This is a genomic window from Micromonospora sp. CA-269861 (assembly GCF_050948505.1).
Lineage (GTDB): Bacteria > Actinomycetota > Actinomycetes > Mycobacteriales > Micromonosporaceae > Micromonospora.
Genome location: NZ_CP192014.1, coordinates 1,486,688 through 1,502,605, shown reverse-complemented (window position 1 = coordinate 1,502,605; position 15,918 = coordinate 1,486,688). Strand labels below are relative to the sequence as shown.

Genomic DNA, 15,918 nt, shown 5'->3' with positions numbered 1-15,918 from the left:
ACGCGCCGTGAGCTACGCGAAGGTGCTCTGCGTGGGGTTGGTCGGGGTGACCGGCCACCTCGTCGAGGTGGAGGCCGACCTGGCCGCCGGCCTGCCGGCGGTGGTGATCTCCGGCCTGCCGGACACCGCCCTGCACGAGGCCCGCGACCGGGTCCGCGCCGCCGTGGTCAACTCCGGCCAGCGCTGGCCCAACCGGCGGATCACCCTCAACCTGCTCCCCGCCACGCTGCCGAAATTCGGGTCGGCCTTCGATCTGGCCATCGCCGCCGCGCTGCTGGGCGGCTCGGGTGAGCTGCCGCTGCTCCCGCTGGAGGGGGTGGTGGTCCTCGGCGAGCTGGGCCTGGACGGAACGGTCCGGCCGGTGCGTGGCGTACTCCCGATGGTCGCCGCCGCAGCCCAGGCCGGTGTCACGCGGGTGATCGTCCCGGTCGGCAACGCCGGCGAGGCCGCCGTCATCCCCGGCGTACGGGTGCGAGCGGTGGACACCCTGCACCGGCTCGTCGCCTTCGTTCGCGACGGGACCCCGCTGATCGAACCACCGGCGGACATCCCGGTACCGATGGTGGGTGGGCCGGATCTCGCCGAGGTCGCCGGGCAGCAGATGGGTCGGCGCGCCCTGGAGGTCGCCGCGGCCGGCGGACACCACGTGGCGCTGCTGGGCCCTCCGGGCGCCGGCAAGACGATGCTCGCCCAACGACTGCCGTCGATCCTGCCCGAGTTGGACGACGACGCGGCGCTTGAGGTCACCGCGCTGCACTCGGTCGCCGGGCTGCTGCCGCCGGGTGGTCGGTTGCTGCGTCGCCCGCCGTTCCAGGCGCCGCACCACACCGCGACCGTGCCGTCGTTGGTCGGGGGCGGCTCGGGGTTGGCCCGGCCCGGCGCGGTGTCGCTGGCGCACCGCGGGGTGCTGTTCCTGGACGAGGCCCCGGAATTCAGCAAGGGCGCGCTGGAGGCGCTGCGCCAGCCTCTGGAGCACGGCTGCATCCAGCTGAGCCGCAGCAGGGGCGGCACCGTGTACCCGGCCCGCAGCCAGTTGGTGCTGGCGGCCAACCCGTGTCCGTGCGCCAAGCCGGCGGGTGACGCGCACTGCGAGTGCAGCCCGCTGGTCCGTCGCCGCTACCTGGGAAGGCTCTCCGGGCCGCTGCTCGACCGGATCGACGTCCAGGTGCGGCTGATGCCGGTGCGGGCGGCCGAGTTGATGGCCACCGACGGCGACGTCGAGCCCTCGGCGGCGGTCGCCGCCCGGGTGGTGGCGGCCCGGCAGGCGGCGGCCACCCGTTGGGCCGACCTCGGTCGACGGCTCAACGCCGAGGTGGAGGGCCCGCACCTGCGCCGGCCGCCGTGGCGACTGCCGGCCCGGGTCACCGTCGAGCTGCGTGGCCGGCTCGACTCCGGCTCGCTGTCGGCGCGCGGCTTCGACCGGGTGATCCGAATGGCCTGGACCATCGCTGACCTGGACGGTCGTGACCGGCCGGACCGGGACGACGTCCGGGAAGCGCTCCAACTACGGACGGGGGAGGCGGCGTGAGCGCCGAGGAGGAGAGCAGGCTGGCCCGGGTCGCCCTGACCTGGTTGGCGGAGCCGGGCACGCGCGCGGTGCACCGACTTGTCGAACGGCACGGCCCAGTGGCGACCCTGGAACTGCTGCTCGACGGCGGCAGCCCGGACGGCTGGCTGCACACCACCGTCGCCGCACGCTCGGCGGCCGGCGACGCGCGGGCGGTGGCGGCGGAGGCGCTGGAGCGGGCGGACCGGCTGGGTGCCCGGCTGGTCACGCCGGACGACGAGGAGTGGCCGGCCCAGGTTGCCGGCCTGGCCACGCTGCGTCTGCCGGACGTCAGCCGTCGGGTGGACGGTGAGACCGCCCCGCCGCTCTGCTTCTGGGTACGCGGGGGCTGGCCGCTGGGCGAGGCTCTGGATCGCTCGGTGGCCGTGGTGGGGGCGCGTGCGGCCACCGGCTATGGGCAGCACGTCGCGACAGAGCTGGGGTACGGCCTGGCGGAGCGGGACTGGACCGTCGTGTCCGGTGGCGCCTTCGGCATCGACGCTGCCGCCCACCGGGGCGCCCTGACCGCAGGCGGTCTGACCGTCGCGGTGCTCGCCTGCGGGCTCGACCGTCCGTACCCGATGGGCAACGCCGCGCTCTTCGACCGGATCGCCGAGACGGGGCTGCTGGTCAGCGAATGGCCACCGGGTGCCGAGCCGCTGCGGCCCCGGTTCCTGATCCGCAACCGGGTGATCGCCGGGGGCACCCGGGGCACCGTCGTCGTGGAGGCGTCGGCGCGCAGTGGCGCGACGCAGACCGCGCGGCGAGCCATCCACGCCAATCGGGTGGCGATGGTGGTGCCGGGGCCGGTGACCTCGGCCATGTCCGTCGGCGCGCACGAGTTCCTGCGCGAGAACCCCAAGGCACGGCTGGTCACCGGGGTGGCGCACGTACTGGAGGAGGTGGGCCGGATCGGCGCGGACCTGGCCCCGCTGGCGCGCGGACCACAACGGGCCACCGACGACCTGGACGACGACATGCGGTCACTGCTGGAGGCGCTGCCGCGCCGGGGCGCGATGGGCGTGGACCGGCTCTCCGCCCGCGCCGGTGTCGACGTACGGACCGCGCTGCGCAAGCTGTCGCTGTTGGAGGAGCTGTCCATGGTGGTCCGTCGCGAGGACGGGTACGCCCTCGCCCCACCCGTCAGACCGAAGCGTGCGACGGCGGCGGAGACGTCCGGTCTGCCCGGTACCTGAACGGGTGCGACACAGCTTGCCAGCCGGGGTGGTCGTCCGGCTGCCCGCGCCCTTCGCACTCGGGATCTCCGCCAGCCGGTACTGCCGGTACCGTGCCCGGTCATGGGTTCAATCAAGCCGTGGCACATCAGCGTGCTCTGCTGTCTCGTCGTGACCGCCGTGCTCGTTGTGGGCTTGGTCGTGTTCCTGATCAAGAGGAGCAACCGCCGGTAGTCGGGACGGATACCGGCACCGTCGCGTCCGGTGACGTAGGCGGACCGGCCGTAGGCTGGTGCCGTGCCAGCTGTGAGTGAAGGTGCCTGGGTCGTTGGACCGGCCGGCACGCCGGCGCGGGCCCGATGAGCCGGCCCGACCGGGGCACCCGGGCCATGCACCAGGCACTGCCGCCGGCGCTGCGCGAAGCGGTCGACGACTTCGCCGAGCACCTGTCCCGGGTCCGTAACCGGTCGGCGCACACCGTCCGTGCCTACGTGACCGACCTCGTCTCGCTGCTCGACCACGCCGTCCGGATGGGCTGCGTCGACCTCGCCGAGGTGGACCTGTCGGTGCTGCGCAGTTGGCTGGCGCGGCAACGCACCACCGGTGCGGCCCGCACGTCGTTGGCCCGGCGGGCCGCGTCGGCGCGGGCGTTCAGCGCCTGGGCACACCGGGCCGGGCTGCTCCCCACCGATGTGGGCGCCGCGCTGGCCAGCCCTCGCGCGCACCGGGAGCTGCCCAACGTGCTGCGCGCCGACCAGGCCGCCGCCCTGGTCGAGGCACCGTCCCGGCAGGCACCGCCGCCCAACCCGCCACCCGTGGACCCAGCCCGCACAAACCCGGGCCCCACGAACCCGGGCCCCACCAACCCGGGCCACACGAACCCGGGCCACACGAACCCAGCCCACACGGACCCGGGCCGCACGGACGCCGAGCCCACCGACGCGGCGTTCGGATCAGCTCACATCGCAGCGGGAGGGGCCGAGGCGGTGCCGCTGCGCGACCGGGTGCTGCTGGAGCTGCTCTACGCCACCGGCGTACGGGTCAGCGAGGCGTGCGGGTTGGACGTCGGCGACGTCGACCACGGCCGGCGGGTGATCCGGGTGTTCGGCAAGGGCGGGCGGGAGCGCTCGGTGCCGTACGGGGTGCCCGCCCAGCGGGCATTGGACGACTGGCTGCGCCGGGGTCGACCGGCGATGGTGGGCGCCCGCTCCGGCGACGCGCTGCTGCTGGGTGCCCGGGGCGGTCGGCTCAACCCGACGACAGCGCGTCAGATCGTCGGTGCGTACGCCGAGACCGCCGGCCTGCCTCCGACCAGCCCGCACGATCTACGCCACTCCGCGGCCACCCATCTCCTGGAGGGTGGCGCGGACCTACGCGCCGTGCAGGAGCTGCTCGGCCACTCGTCGCTGGCGAGCACGCAGATCTACACGCACGTCTCGGTCGAGCGGCTGCGCGCCGCCTACCGGCAGGCGCACCCACGCGCCTGATGGCGAGCGGCTGTGCGCCGCCTACCGGTGGCCCCACCTACGCGCCTGATCAAGCGCCGGGGGCGCGAAGGCGCGGCGGTTACGATCATCAAGTGAGCGTCCCGAATCCCCCTGAGCCGATCCCGGGCGCCCGCCTGCTCTTCTCCCTGGACCCGGCGGTCAGCCACCTCAACCATGGCTCGTTTGGCGCGGTCCCGATCGGCGTACAGCGCGCCCAGCAGCGGCTGCGCGACGAGATGGAGAGCAACCCGCTGCGCTTCTTCACTCAAGGGCTGGTCGACCGGATCGCGCACACCCGTCGGCACCTCGCCGGGTTCCTGGGGGCCGACCCGGACGGCAGCGCCCTGGTGGGCAACACCACCACCGGCGTCGCCGTGGTGCTGCAGTCGGTGGGCCTGCGGGCAGGCGACGAGGTGCTGAGCACCGACCACGGGTACGGGGCGGTGAGCCTGTCCATCCAGCGCGAGTGCAGCCGCACCGGCGCGGTCAGCCGGGTCCTGCCGATCCCCCTGGCCGCCACCGACGAGCAGATCGTGCAGGCCATCCGCGCCGGCCTGCGCCCCGGGCGGACCCGGCTGCTCGTCGTCGACCAGCTCACCTCGGCCACCGCCAAGCTCTTTCCGACCGCCGCCATCGTCGGGGTGGCCCGCGAACACGGCGTGCCGGTCCTGGTGGATGCCGCGCACGCCCCGGGCATGTTGCCCACCCCGGTGGCCAGCATCGGCGCTGACTTCTGGGTGGGCAACCTGCACAAGTGGGCGTACGCCCCGCGCGGCACCGCGCTGCTGGCGGTGGCACCGCAGTGGCGGGACCGGATCGAGCCGCTTGTGGTGTCCTGGGAGCAGGAGTCGGGTTTCCCGGCGCGGCTCGAGTGGCAGGCGACTCTCGACTACACGCCCTGGCTGGCCGCCCCGGCGGGCCTGTTCACGATGCGCAGTCTCGGCGTCGACCGGGTGCGGGCGCACAACGCCGCGCTCGCCGCGTACGGCCAGCGGGTGGTGGGGGACGCTCTGGGGGTGGCCCCCGCCGACCTGCCCAACCCCGGCGGACCGGGGGTGGCTCTGCGCCTCATTCCGCTGCCGCCCGGCACGGGCACCACGATCGACGCCGCGCGGGCATTGCAGACGCGGATCGGTGAGCGGCTCGCCGCCGAGGTGGCGGTGATGAGCTGGAACGGCCGCGGGTGGCTGCGGCTCACCGGCCAGGTCTACAACGCCGCCGACGAGTACGAACGGCTGGCCGCACGGCTGCCGGCATTGCTCGCCCAACGCTGACCGGAGGACCGGGAGCAGACGACCGCGGCTGACGGGCCGGAGCTGACGGACCGGGAGCAGGCGCACCGGGCCGAGGCCGAGGAGGGCCAGCGGGTCGAGGTACTCCTCGCCCCGGCGCAGGCCCCAGTGCAGGCACGCCTCGGCCGGGCAACCCGGATGGCCGGGCTGCAGCTCGCCCAGCGGCGCGCCGGCGATGACCGGCTGGCCGGGGCGTACGCCGGGTTGGACCGGTTCGTGGGTGGTCCGCAGCCCGTCGGCGTGCCCCACTGTGACCACCGGTCGACCGGCCACCAGGCCGGCGAAGAGCACGGTGCCCGGCCCGGCGCTGCGGACCACCGCTCCGGCCGGCGCGGCGAGGTCGACGCCGCGATGGCCGGGCAGCCACGGCCGGGGCGGCGGGTCGAACCGGCGCACCGGGCGGGGCGGCCCGTCGAGCGGCCAGCGGAACCGCCCGGCGGGCGCCGGGTCGGCGACCGGCACCGTCACTGCCGCGACCGGCACGGTCGGCGTCGGCGGTTGGCCGGGCACCGCCGCGACCAGCACCGCCAGCCCGCAGAGCTGCACGGTCAGTGCGAGCGGAAGCACGGCGCAGAGCAGCAGCGTGCGGCGGATCGAACGGACGGGTGGCGGTCGCATGACGGCAGCCTCCAGCCAACAGCGGGGCGTCTGCCAGCCCGGCCGACCGGCCTGTGGACAACCGGGCGTGCTGTGGACGACCACCCAACGGCTTCGATGATCTGCTATGCCCCGGGCGGCGAGCCGCTGTCCATAAGCCGCTGCGCCTACGCCGTCGTACCTCCGGTGCCATTTTCGGGCCGCCACCGAGGGCCTAGGCTGGGCCGCGTACGGCGGGTGCCGCCGTCTGTACCGGGGAGGCCCGCATGACCACTCTCGATGACCGCACGCAGTCCCCCACCGGGCCGACGGTGGCCGACGTGAGCGGCCCGTCCCGGCTCGCGGAGCCGGACGAGGCGATCAGCGCCGAGGAGTTGCAGCTCGCGGCCCGCAACCACGGCATCCCGTTGGAGGCGCTGCGCTACGACGTCACCCCGGCCGGGCTGCACTACCTGCTGATCCACTACGACATCCCGGAGCTGGACCCGGCGACGCACACGCTGACCATCGGCGGAGCGGTGGACCGTCCGCTGACTGTCAGCCTCGCCGACCTGCGCGAGCGGCCCCGGGTCACCCGGCAGGTGACCCTTGAGTGCGCCGGCAACGGGCGGGCCCTGCTGCACCCCCGGCCGGTCAGCCAGCCCTGGCTGGTCGAGGCGGTCGGCAACGCCGAGTGGACCGGTACCCCCCTCGCTCCGCTGCTGCGCGAGGCGGGCATCGACCCGGACGCGGTGGACGTGGTCTTCACCGGCGCCGACCACGGCGTGGAGCGCGGGATCGAGCAGGACTACCAGCGGGCGCTTCCGGTCGCCGACGCGCTGCGCGAGGAGGTGCTGCTCGCGTACGAGATGAACGGCGCTCCCCTGCTGCCGCAGCACGGCGCGCCGCTGCGGCTGATCGTGCCGGGCTGGTACGGCATGGCGCACGTGAAGTGGGTCCACTCCATCGAGCTGCGGACCGAGCCGTTCGAGGGGTACCAGAACGCGGTGGCCTACCGGGTACGCCGCGACGCCGACGACCCGGGCGTTCCGGTCACGCGGATCGAGCCGCGGGCGCTGGTCCGCCCGCCCGGCTTCCCGGACTTCATGTCCCGCCGTCGGGTGCTGCGACCCGGCCCGTGCACCCTTGATGGTCGGGCCTGGTCGGGGCACGCGCCGGTGGTCGCCGTGGAGGTGACCACCGACGGCGGGGAGAGCTGGACGCCTGCCGAGCTGGAGCCGGCGGACGCGGGTGATTTCGCCTGGCGGCGCTGGCGGCACGAGTGGGTCGCCACCCCCGGCCGGTACGTGCTCGGCGCGCGGGCGACAGACGCGTCCGGGCGGACCCAGCCGGTCGAGCAACCGTGGAACCGTGGCGGCTTCGCCAACAACATGACGCAGCGGGTCGAGGTCGTGGTGCCGGCCGAGTGAACGGTCGCGGGTGTCACGCCACGGGTGGGGGGGCCCGTGGCACGGCCCGGCGGCTCGGGTGCGGTCAGCCGCCGAAGCCGGAGTCGGCGGGCAGCGAGATGTCGGGCTTCTCCAGCTCCTCGACGTTGACGTCCTTGAAGGTCATCACACGGACGTTTTTCACGAAGCGGGCAGGACGGTACATGTCCCACACCCAGGCGTCGTGCATCTCGACCTCGAAGTAGACCTCGCCGTCGGAGTTGCGCACGTGCAGGTCGACCTGGTTGGCCAGGTAGAACCTGCGTTCCGTCTCCACCACGTAGGAGAATTGGCGGACAATGTCGCGGTACTCCCGGTAGAGCTGCAGCTCCATCTCGGTCTCGTACTTTTCGAGATCTTCCGCGCTCATCGCACTCCGCCTTCCATGGCCACATCTTCCCCCACCGGCGTCGGAGGCCGAGGCTGCTCGCCCAACGCCACGCCGACGGTACCCCCTGACGCCCACGAGCGCTCCATCGGCTCATCCGGGCCGTGGCCGCCGGGCCGTCGGGCGCGCGGCGGCCGGCCGTCGCGGCCGGAGACCGCGGCGACATTGACGTACGAGAACCGGTGCTCCCGGCACGGCCCGTGCTCCCGCAGCGCCGCCGAGTGCTCCGGGGTGATGTAGCCCTTGTGCTCGGCGAAGCCGTACGCCGGGAACACTCCGTCCAGCTCCACCATCAGCCGGTCCCTGGTGACCTTGGCGAGCACGCTGGCCGCCGCCACGCACGCGGCGACCCGGTCACCCTTCCAGACCGCCAGGCCGGGCACACCCAGGCCGTCCACGCCGAAGCCGTCGGTCAGCACGTACTCGGGGCGGGTGGTGAGCGAGGCGAGCGCCCGGCGCATCGCGGCCAGGTTGCACACGTGCAGGCCCCGGGCGTCGACCTCCTCGGCCGGGATGACCACCACGGCGTACGCGAGCGCCCGGTCCACGACCTCCGCGTACACCCGTTCCCGGCTGGCCGGGGTGAGCAGCTTCGAGTCGGCCAGGCCCTCGATCTCGCCGCGCCGCCCCTCGGGCAGCACCGCAGCGGCGGCGACCAGCGGACCGGCACACGCCCCGCGGCCCGCCTCGTCGGCACCGGCGACGTGCCGGAAGCCGCGCCGTTGCAACGCCCGCTCCAGGGCGTACAGGCCGGCCTCGCGGCGCACCACCGTGCGCGGCGGGGTCAGCACGACGCCTCGTCCTGGTCGGCGGGGGTCGACTGCCCCAGCCGGGTCAGCAGGGCGTGCAGTTCGGGGGGGTAGAACCGGTCGCCGCTGGCCACCAACTCGTCCGGAAGCCACCAGCGGTGGTCGGCGATGCTGCGCCGCTCGATGTCGTTGAAGCCCGTGGTGTCCACCCGCCAGGAGTCCACCCGGAGGAGGAAGAAATCCTGCTCCTGGCGGTACCAGATGCCGTCGAAGGAGAACTCGGTGGCGTCGGACCAGACCGGCTCGCCCAACGCGGACGGGTCGACCCGCAGGCCGGTCTCCTCGGCCAACTCCCGGGCCGCGCCCGCCGCCGGGGACTCCAGCGGATCGAGCCCGCCGCCCGGAGTGAACCAGTATCGGTGCCCGGGTCGGGCCGGGTCGAAGCCCTCGAACAGCAGGACCCGGCCGGCCGCGTCGACGAGCAGCACGCGGGCCGCGCGTCGAGGGGTGTAGGCGCGGTCGCCACTGTTCGCGCCTGCGGGGCTCGCCAGCTCACTCCTCGCGCTCACGGTCACCGCACCAGCCTGCCAGACCGAGGACGGATCGCCCACGCCCCGTCGGCCTACGGCTTGGGAATGCCGTCGAACCCGTCGGGCACGGTCAGCCAGGTGGCCCGGTTGACCGGCCAGAAGACGGTGAACGCACGCCCGACCACGTCGTCCTCGGGGATCGTGGCCTCGGTGATGTTCTGCCCGGACTGCTGCCAGTGCTCCAGTGAGTCGCCGGACGCCGAGCGGTGGTCGCCCATCACCCACAGCCGGCCCTTCGGCACGGTGATGTCGAACTCCTGGTCGGCGGCCTTGTCGCGGATCCCGTCCATGGAGAAGATGTACGGCTCGTCCAGCGACTTGCCGTTGATCATCAAGCGCTCCTCCGGGTCGCAGCAGACCACGTGGTCGCCCGGGATGCCGATCACCCGCTTGATGAAGTCCTCACCGTCGGGGTTACCGCTCCACTCGGTCGGAGCCTTGAACACGATCACCTCGCCGCGATGCGGTGACCGGAAGTCGTAGACCAGCTTGTTGACCAGCACCCGGTCATCGATCTTGAGGGTGTTTTCCATGGACGGGGAGGGGATGAAGAAGGTCTGCAGCACGAAGGCGCGGACCAGCACCGCGACCAGGATCGCCACACCCAGCAGGATCGGCAGCTCCTTCCAGAAGGAACTGCGCGGCTTGTCGGTCTGCTCGTCAATCACGCCAAGGAGCCTACGTTGCCCGGCTGGACGTCACCGTCCGGAACGCGCGGGAACCACGTAGCGCGGCTGCCAACGGAAGCATCAGCAGCACACCGCCCTGCGGAGTCGGTCGCGCCGGAGGCGCACCGGGGGACGCCGTGGCCGGCCCGGACACGTCCTCGAACGTCGACGGCACCGACAGCGCGGTCCACCGCGACGAGGGCCAGACCACCATGAAGGCCCGGCCGACCACGTTGTCGATCGGCACCGGCCCCTGGCAACGCGCGTCCTGGGAGACTTCGCGGTGGTCGCCCATCACGAAGATCTGACCGGGCGGCACAACGATCTCGTCGAAGCGCCGGGAGCGACACTCCGCCGGGTTCGGCGGCAGGTCCAGTGGCGAGTCCCGCAGGACGTACGACTCGTTGAGCGGGGTGCCGTTGACCGTCACCCGCCCCTGACTGTCGCAGCACTTGACCCGGTCACCGGGGAGACCGATCACCCGCTTGATGAAGTCCTTCTCACCGGGGCGGCTCACCCCGACCAGGTCACCGACCGTACGGGCGAGCCGGCCGGCGACGCCGGGCTTCGGCTGCTCGTCGACCTGCGGCGCCCAGCGGTCGGTGCCCCGGAAGACCACCACCTCGCCGCGCAGCGGGTCACGAACGTCGTAGACGACCTTGTTGACCAGCACCCGGTCACCGATGAGGAGGGTGTCCTCCATCGAGCCGGACGGGATGAAGAACGCCTGGAGCAGGAAGGTGCGGATCAGCACCGCGAGGCAGAACGCGACCACCAGCAGCAGCGGCAACTCCTGCCAGAGGGGCATCTGCCGGCGGGTGCGGCGAGCCCGTCGGCGCCACGGATCGACGGTGCCGTCCTCGTCAAGCGTCTGCACCACGCCACTCCCCGGTCCGCAGAAACACCACCGCCCGGGAGCCTCGTCGAGGCTCCACGGGCGGTAGTGGACAACTGCCCGCCACGTGGGCGGGACCGCCGCCTCGCTGCGCCCGTACGACCAGGGTAGTGCGCTCTGGTCGGTACGGCATACGCGCAGCTCGGGCGGCGTGGCGAGCGGGAAGTCAGCTGGGCTGCTTCTCCCGCTTCTCCTTGATCTTGGCCTTCTTGCCGCGCAGCTCGCGCAGGTAGTAGAGCTTGGCGCGACGCACGTCACCGCGGGTCACGATCTCGATCCGGTCGATGCCCGGGCCGTTGAGCGGGTAGGTCCGCTCGACGCCGACACCGAAGCTGACCTTGCGGACCGAGAAGGTCTCGCGCAGACCGTCACCCTGGCGGCGGATCACGACGCCCTGGAAGATCTGGACACGGGACCGGTTGCCCTCGACGACGCGGGCGTGCACCTTGACGGTGTCACCGGCCCGGAAGTCGGGAAGGTCGGTCCGCTTCGACTGGGCGTCAAGGGCGTCCAGGATGTTCATCGCTGCGTCCTCGTAAGGCTCACGGCGCACCGTCACTCGGTGCGCGGGTGGGTGATTCTGATTCCCGGGTGGTGATCGGCGAACCGACCCCCGGTCGGGGATCCTCGCAGCCGACCGCGGGCGCGGACGGATGCGGCAACCCCACTACTTTGCCACATCCCCCGGTGGAGGCTGAAATCCGGCCTGGTCCAGGGCCGCGATGTCCCGTTTGTCGAGCCGATCGGCGGGCAGCGCGGCCAGCAGGTCCGGACGGCGGGCGGCGGTCCGCAGCAGCCCCTCCTCGCGCCGCCAGCGGGCGATCTTGCCGTGGTCACCGGAGCGGAGCACCTCCGGCACGTCGTGCCCACGCCAACTCGGCGGCTTGGTGTAGATCGGCGCCTCCAGCAGCCCGTGCGCGTGCGACTCCTCGTCCAGCGAGCCCGCGTTGCCCAGCACCCCGGGCAGCAGCCGGGTGACCGCCTCCAGCATCACCAGGACCGCTACCTCGCCACCGAAGAGCACGTAGTCACCGAGCGACACCTCGGTCACCGGCATCCGGGTGGCGGCGTGCGCCAGGACCCGCTGGTCGATCCCCTCGTAGCGGCCGCAGGCGAAGAGCAGATGCGACTCGGCCGCCAACTCGTACGCCATCGCCTGGGTGAACGGGGCGCCGGCCGGCGACGGCACCAGCAGCCGGGGCGGCGGGGCGTCGACCGGCGCGAGGGCGTCCAGTGCCTCACCCCACGGCTCCGGGCGCATCACCATTCCCGGACCGCCGCCGTAGGGGGTGTCGTCGACAGTGCGGTGCACATCGTGCGTCCAGGTCCGCAGGTCGTGCACGGCGAGCTGGAGTACGCCGTTGGCCCGCGCCCGTCCGATCAGCGACAGGTCCAGCGGTGCGAAGTACTCCGGAAAGATCGACACGACGTCGACGCGCATGCGGGCTGGTCCTAGAGGTCGAGCAGTCCGGCTGGCGGGTCGACGATCACACGTCCGCCGGCCAGGTCGACCTCCGGAACGATCGCCCGGACGAACGGGATCAACGCGGTACGCCCCTCGGGCCGCCGCAGCACCAGCAGGTCGGACGAGGGCGCGTGGTCGATGCGGGCGACCTCGCCCAGGCGTTCGCCGGCCGGGGTCACCACTGCCAACCCGACCAACTGGTGGTCGTGGAACTCCTCCGGGTCGTCCGGTGGGGCCACGTCGGCGCTGTCCACCACGAGCAGCGTGCCCCGCAACGCCTCGGCGGTGTTGCGGTCCAGGATGCCGTCGAACGCGATGAGCACCCGGCCCTGGTGGAAGCGGGCTTCCTCGATGGTCAGCTCCGCCGGAACCCGGAACGGAACGCCGGGCTCATCGGTGGGTGGAGGGGGTGTCGCCCCCGGCTCAGTGCGCAGCACTGTGCCGGGGGCGAACCGTGCCTCGGGTTCGTCGGTCCGCACTTCCACGGTGACCTCACCGCGGACACCGTGCGGCTTGCCGATCCTGCCGACGACGAGCTGCATCAGTACGAGTCGACGATGTCGACGCGAACCCCGCGCCCGCCGATGGAGCCGATCACCTGGCGCAGCGCCTTGGCGGTCCGGCCGGACCGCCCGATCACAGTGCCGAGGTCCTCGGGGTGCACGCGGACTTCGAGCCGCTTGCCCCGACGGGAATCGACCATCCGCACCCGGACGTCATCCGGGTGGTCGACGATGCCCTTGACCAGGTGCTCCAACGCCGGACGCAGTGGCATGTCAGGCCTGCTCACCGGCGTCGGCAGCGGCCGGGGCGGCCTCGGCCGGCGCCTCGGTCTTCGGCGCTTCGGCCGGAGCCTCGGCCTTCGGAGCCTCGGCAGCCTTGGCGGCCTTCTTGGCCGGCTTGGCCGGGGTCTCCGGGGCGAGCCCGGCAGCGGCCTTCGCCTCAGCCTCGTACGCCGCCTTGCGGTCGGCCCGCTCGGGGGCGACCAGGAGCGGCGGCGGGGCCGGCAGGCCCTTGTACTTCTGCCAGTCACCGGTCAGCTCCAGCAGCCGCTGCACCGCCTCGCTCGGCTGAGCGCCGACGGACAGCCAGTACTGGACCCGCTCCGACTTGACCTCGATGATCGAGGGGTCTTCCTTGGGCTGGTAAACCCCGACGAACTCGATCGCCCGACCGTCGCGCTTGGTGCGCGAGTCGGCGATGACGATGCGGTACTGCGGGTTGCGGATCTTGCCCATCCGCAGGAGCCGGATCTTTACGGCCACAGTTGTTTCGCTCCTGTTGCGATCTCACCGGCCCAAACGGGCGGTGTGCATGGGTGAGCGCCGACCGGACCCGTGGGGTTGGGCCGGAGACTACTCGGTGGACTGGCGACGTGCCCGGGTTAGAGGGCGCCGGACACGCGCCGGATACCAGCGACCTATTCTGCCAGATCCGCTGCCGATCGCACGCATCGGACCCGTGCACCGCGTTGTCGGTGACCTGGAACACCCCTCAGCGCACCGGCGGACGGTCCCATCCCGGCGGGAGCTTGTCCGGTACGCCCCACTCTGGCGGGGGCGCGAAGTCGCACCAGGTGCCGTCGAACGGGAACCCGCCGGCCTCGGCGATCGCGATCACCCGCTCCCCCTCGGCGCGGACCGCCTTCTCGTCGGTCACCCAGTAGTCGGCGCCGAAGGCGAGCCGCTCGACGAACTCGCCCTCGTCCTTCCACTCCCAGCTCAGGTCCGGCCGCACCACCACGTCCAGGTCCTGATCCACCACGTCGACGCCGGCCACCGGGCCGTCGTCCCAGCGGACCCCGGGCTCCTCCAGGTTGACGTACCAGTTGGCGAACCGGCCCTGAGCGTCCCGGAACCACCAGACGGAGTGCGCCGCCCCCGTGGGCAGGAACTTCAGCAGCGGCGGGCCGTTCCAGCGTCCGCGCGCCAGCCGGTACGTCGACGAGATCCACTCGGCGAACGGCATCGCCCGCATCCCCAGCCCGGCCTCGGTCACCTCGTGGGCCACCGGCGAGTCCCGGGCGATCCAGACCAGCAACCCCCGATCGTCGTCGCTGACCACGCGGGCCGGCCGGACCCACCCGATCCGGCCGTGCCGCACGTTCCGGTGCATGATCAGCCGGCCCGGCGCGAACCTGTCGACCGGGTTGCCCGCCCGCACCTCAGTAGGCGCGGGCGAGGATGGCGATCAGATCGGGCTCGTCCTCCGAGTCCGGTACCGAACCGTCGGCGCGCAGCAGGCAGCGCACCGTGACGCCCTGACCGTTCGCCTCCGCCTCGCCGGCCACGCCGACCGCCGACCACGGCACCCGCGCCCAACCGGTCGCGGCGGCCTCGATCGCCTCGGCCAGGGTGGCCACCTCCACCGTGCGCGACTCGCGATTGGCCAGCGCCTGGTCGTGCAGCACCTGCTGGTCGGTCTCCAGGGCGGCCAGCACCGCGGTGACCACGTCGGCCACCGGCGTCGGGGTCTTCGAGCCGTCGGTCCGACGCACCACCACCGCGTTACCGGCGGCCAGGTCACGGGGGCCGACCTCGACGCGTACCGGATAGCCACGCAGCTCGGCGTCGACGGCCCGGCGGCCGAACGGGGTGTCGACCCGGTCGTCGAGCGCGACCCGGACACCGGCGTCGCGCAGGCCGTCGCGCAGCTTGGCCGCCGCCTCGCCGACGCCGTCACCATCCTTGACGATCATGACGTACGCCTGGATCGGCGCCAGCCTCGGCGGCACGCGCAGGCCGTTGTCGTCGCCGTGCGCCATGATCAGGCCACCCAGCATCCGGGTGGACGTGCCCCAGGAGGTGGTCCAGGCGTGCTCCCGGCCGCCCTCCTTGGAGGAGTAGCTGATGTCGAACGCCTTGGCGAAGTTCTGGCCCAACTCGTGGCTGGTGCCCAGCTGCAACGCCTTGCCGTCGCCCATCATGCCTTCGCAGGTGTACGTGGCCGTCGCCCCGGCGAAGCGCTCGCGCGTCGTCTTCAGGCCGACCACCACCGGAATGCCGATCACGTTGACCATCAGGTCCTCGTACGCCTCGTGCAGGATCCGCCGCGCGTACGCCCGGGCGTCCTCACGGGTGGCGTGCGCGGTGTGCCCCTCCTGCCAGAGGAACTCGCTGGTACGCAGGAAGATCCGCGGGCGGAGCTCCCACCGGACCACGTTCGCCCACTGGTTGAGCAGCAGCGGCAGGTCCCGGTACGAGTCGATCCACTTGGCCATGAACTCGCCGATGACCGTCTCGCTGGTCGGACGCACCACCACCGGCTCGGCCAGGGGCTTGCCGCCACCGTGGGTGACGACGGCCAACTCCGGCGAGAAGCCCTCGACGTGCTGCGCCTCACGCTTGAGGTAACTCTCGGGGATGAACAACGGGAAGTAAGCGTTCTCCGCACCCGCCGCCTTGATCCGAGCGTCCATCTCAGCCTGCATACGCTCCCAGATGGCGTAGCCGGCCGGTCGGATGACCATGGTGCCGCGAACCGGGCCGTTGTCGGCCAGCTTCGCCTTGGCGATCAGGTCCTGGTACCAGCGGGGGAAATCCTCCGCACGGGGAGTGAGCACGCGTGCCATGACCGCACATCCTATGCGCCGCGCGGGCGGACACCGCGTCCGGGAGTCGCCACGCCGCGCCGTACCCC

The 15,918-nt window shown here is 72.8% G+C and carries 17 protein-coding genes and 1 pseudogene; 5 read left to right on the top strand and 13 right to left on the bottom strand.

Annotation, left to right across the window (positions count from 1 at the left end):
• Window positions 1-7: 7 nt before the first annotated feature.
• From ACQP0U_RS06955 to ACQP0U_RS06940, 4 genes are all read left to right on the top strand, one after another.
• Entirely contained in the window at window positions 8-1,528 is a 1,521-nt protein-coding gene (locus ACQP0U_RS06955; RefSeq protein WP_433316799.1) for a YifB family Mg chelatase-like AAA ATPase, read from the top strand.
• Window positions 1,525-2,742 carry a DNA-processing protein DprA gene (dprA, locus tag ACQP0U_RS06950; protein WP_433316797.1) on the top strand — a complete coding sequence of 406 codons (1,218 nt, stop codon included), beginning with the start codon at window positions 1,525-1,527 and terminating at the stop codon, window positions 2,740-2,742. The genes ACQP0U_RS06955 and dprA overlap by 4 nt, the downstream gene beginning before the upstream one ends.
• Before the next feature lie 338 nt (window positions 2,743-3,080).
• A complete protein-coding gene (locus tag ACQP0U_RS06945; protein ID WP_433316795.1) occupies window positions 3,081-4,208 on the top strand; it encodes a tyrosine recombinase XerC in 1,128 nt (375 codons plus the stop codon).
• Between the two features lie 92 nt (window positions 4,209-4,300).
• Window positions 4,301-5,482 (top strand): aminotransferase class V-fold PLP-dependent enzyme, encoded by a 1,182-nt coding sequence (locus ACQP0U_RS06940; RefSeq protein WP_433316793.1) that lies wholly within the window; start codon window positions 4,301-4,303, stop codon window positions 5,480-5,482.
• Between the two features lie 48 nt (window positions 5,483-5,530).
• Here ACQP0U_RS06940 and ACQP0U_RS06935 read toward each other — a convergent pair.
• Window positions 5,531-6,118: pseudogene (locus ACQP0U_RS06935) on the bottom strand (murein hydrolase activator EnvC family protein); the annotation flags it as partial.
• Window positions 6,119-6,363: 245 nt separating this feature from the next.
• On the opposite strand from ACQP0U_RS06935, the gene ACQP0U_RS06930 reads away from it, so the two are divergent.
• Window positions 6,364-7,506, top strand: a complete 1,143-nt coding sequence (locus tag ACQP0U_RS06930; protein ID WP_433316791.1) for a sulfite oxidase — start codon at window positions 6,364-6,366, stop codon at window positions 7,504-7,506.
• 64 nt (window positions 7,507-7,570) lie between these two features.
• On the opposite strand, the gene ACQP0U_RS06925 is transcribed toward ACQP0U_RS06930, so the two are convergent.
• From ACQP0U_RS06925 to proS, 12 genes are all read right to left on the bottom strand, one after another.
• Window positions 7,571-7,894: a DUF2469 domain-containing protein gene (locus ACQP0U_RS06925; protein ID WP_007075222.1), complete on the bottom strand. Its 324-nt coding sequence runs from the start codon at window positions 7,892-7,894 to the stop codon at window positions 7,571-7,573.
• Window positions 7,891-8,703 (bottom strand): ribonuclease HII, encoded by an 813-nt coding sequence (locus ACQP0U_RS06920; RefSeq protein WP_112699866.1) that lies wholly within the window; start codon window positions 8,701-8,703, stop codon window positions 7,891-7,893. Before ACQP0U_RS06920 ends, ACQP0U_RS06925 begins: the two co-directional genes overlap by 4 nt.
• Window positions 8,697-9,236 carry an NUDIX hydrolase gene (locus ACQP0U_RS06915; protein ID WP_433316788.1) on the bottom strand — a complete coding sequence of 180 codons (540 nt, stop codon included), beginning with the start codon at window positions 9,234-9,236 and terminating at the stop codon, window positions 8,697-8,699. Before ACQP0U_RS06915 ends, ACQP0U_RS06920 begins: the two co-directional genes overlap by 7 nt.
• A gap of 47 nt (window positions 9,237-9,283) precedes the next feature.
• On the bottom strand, window positions 9,284-9,919 hold the full coding sequence (lepB, locus tag ACQP0U_RS06910) for a signal peptidase I (protein WP_433316786.1): 636 nt from the start codon (window positions 9,917-9,919) through the stop codon (window positions 9,284-9,286).
• A gap of 10 nt (window positions 9,920-9,929) precedes the next feature.
• The gene (gene lepB / locus ACQP0U_RS06905; RefSeq protein WP_433316784.1) at window positions 9,930-10,799 is read right to left on the bottom strand and encodes a signal peptidase I; all 870 of its coding nucleotides are present in this window, start codon (window positions 10,797-10,799) and stop codon (window positions 9,930-9,932) included.
• Window positions 10,800-10,980: 181 nt separating this feature from the next.
• Window positions 10,981-11,337 (bottom strand): 50S ribosomal protein L19, encoded by a 357-nt coding sequence (rplS, locus tag ACQP0U_RS06900; protein ID WP_007456548.1) that lies wholly within the window; start codon window positions 11,335-11,337, stop codon window positions 10,981-10,983.
• 144 nt (window positions 11,338-11,481) lie between these two features.
• A complete protein-coding gene (trmD, locus tag ACQP0U_RS06895; RefSeq protein ID WP_124817732.1) occupies window positions 11,482-12,255 on the bottom strand; it encodes a tRNA (guanosine(37)-N1)-methyltransferase TrmD in 774 nt (257 codons plus the stop codon).
• Window positions 12,256-12,266: 11 nt separating this feature from the next.
• Window positions 12,267-12,821 (bottom strand): ribosome maturation factor RimM, encoded by a 555-nt coding sequence (gene rimM / locus ACQP0U_RS06890; RefSeq protein WP_433316783.1) that lies wholly within the window; start codon window positions 12,819-12,821, stop codon window positions 12,267-12,269.
• Window positions 12,821-13,081 (bottom strand): RNA-binding protein, encoded by a 261-nt coding sequence (locus ACQP0U_RS06885; protein WP_172862164.1) that lies wholly within the window; start codon window positions 13,079-13,081, stop codon window positions 12,821-12,823. The genes rimM and ACQP0U_RS06885 overlap by 1 nt, the downstream gene beginning before the upstream one ends.
• On the bottom strand, window positions 13,056-13,544 hold the full coding sequence (rpsP, locus tag ACQP0U_RS06880) for a 30S ribosomal protein S16 (RefSeq protein WP_433316781.1): 489 nt from the start codon (window positions 13,542-13,544) through the stop codon (window positions 13,056-13,058). Before rpsP ends, ACQP0U_RS06885 begins: the two co-directional genes overlap by 26 nt.
• Before the next feature lie 229 nt (window positions 13,545-13,773).
• Window positions 13,774-14,394: a DUF402 domain-containing protein gene (locus ACQP0U_RS06875; RefSeq protein WP_433320658.1), complete on the bottom strand. Its 621-nt coding sequence runs from the start codon at window positions 14,392-14,394 to the stop codon at window positions 13,774-13,776.
• Window positions 14,395-14,443: 49 nt separating this feature from the next.
• Window positions 14,444-15,850: a proline--tRNA ligase gene (proS, locus tag ACQP0U_RS06870; RefSeq protein ID WP_433316779.1), complete on the bottom strand. Its 1,407-nt coding sequence runs from the start codon at window positions 15,848-15,850 to the stop codon at window positions 14,444-14,446.
• Window positions 15,851-15,918 lie beyond the last annotated feature (68 nt).

Excerpts from the sequence above, each read along its gene's own strand:
- trmD (WP_124817732.1), bottom strand. The coding sequence starts at position 12,255 with ATGCGCGTCGACGTCGTGTCGATCTTTCCGGAGTACTTCGCACCGCTG.
- ACQP0U_RS06875 (WP_433320658.1), bottom strand. The coding sequence starts at position 14,394 with ATGCACCGGAACGTGCGGCACGGCCGGATCGGGTGGGTCCGGCCGGCC.
- ACQP0U_RS06930 (WP_433316791.1), top strand. The coding sequence starts at position 6,364 with ATGACCACTCTCGATGACCGCACGCAGTCCCCCACCGGGCCGACGGTG.
- ACQP0U_RS06945 (WP_433316795.1), top strand. The coding sequence starts at position 3,081 with ATGAGCCGGCCCGACCGGGGCACCCGGGCCATGCACCAGGCACTGCCG.
- rimM (WP_433316783.1), bottom strand. The coding sequence starts at position 12,821 with ATGCAGCTCGTCGTCGGCAGGATCGGCAAGCCGCACGGTGTCCGCGGT.
- ACQP0U_RS06925 (WP_007075222.1), bottom strand. The coding sequence starts at position 7,894 with ATGAGCGCGGAAGATCTCGAAAAGTACGAGACCGAGATGGAGCTGCAG.
- rplS (WP_007456548.1), bottom strand. The coding sequence starts at position 11,337 with ATGAACATCCTGGACGCCCTTGACGCCCAGTCGAAGCGGACCGACCTT.
- proS (WP_433316779.1), bottom strand. The coding sequence starts at position 15,850 with ATGGCACGCGTGCTCACTCCCCGTGCGGAGGATTTCCCCCGCTGGTAC.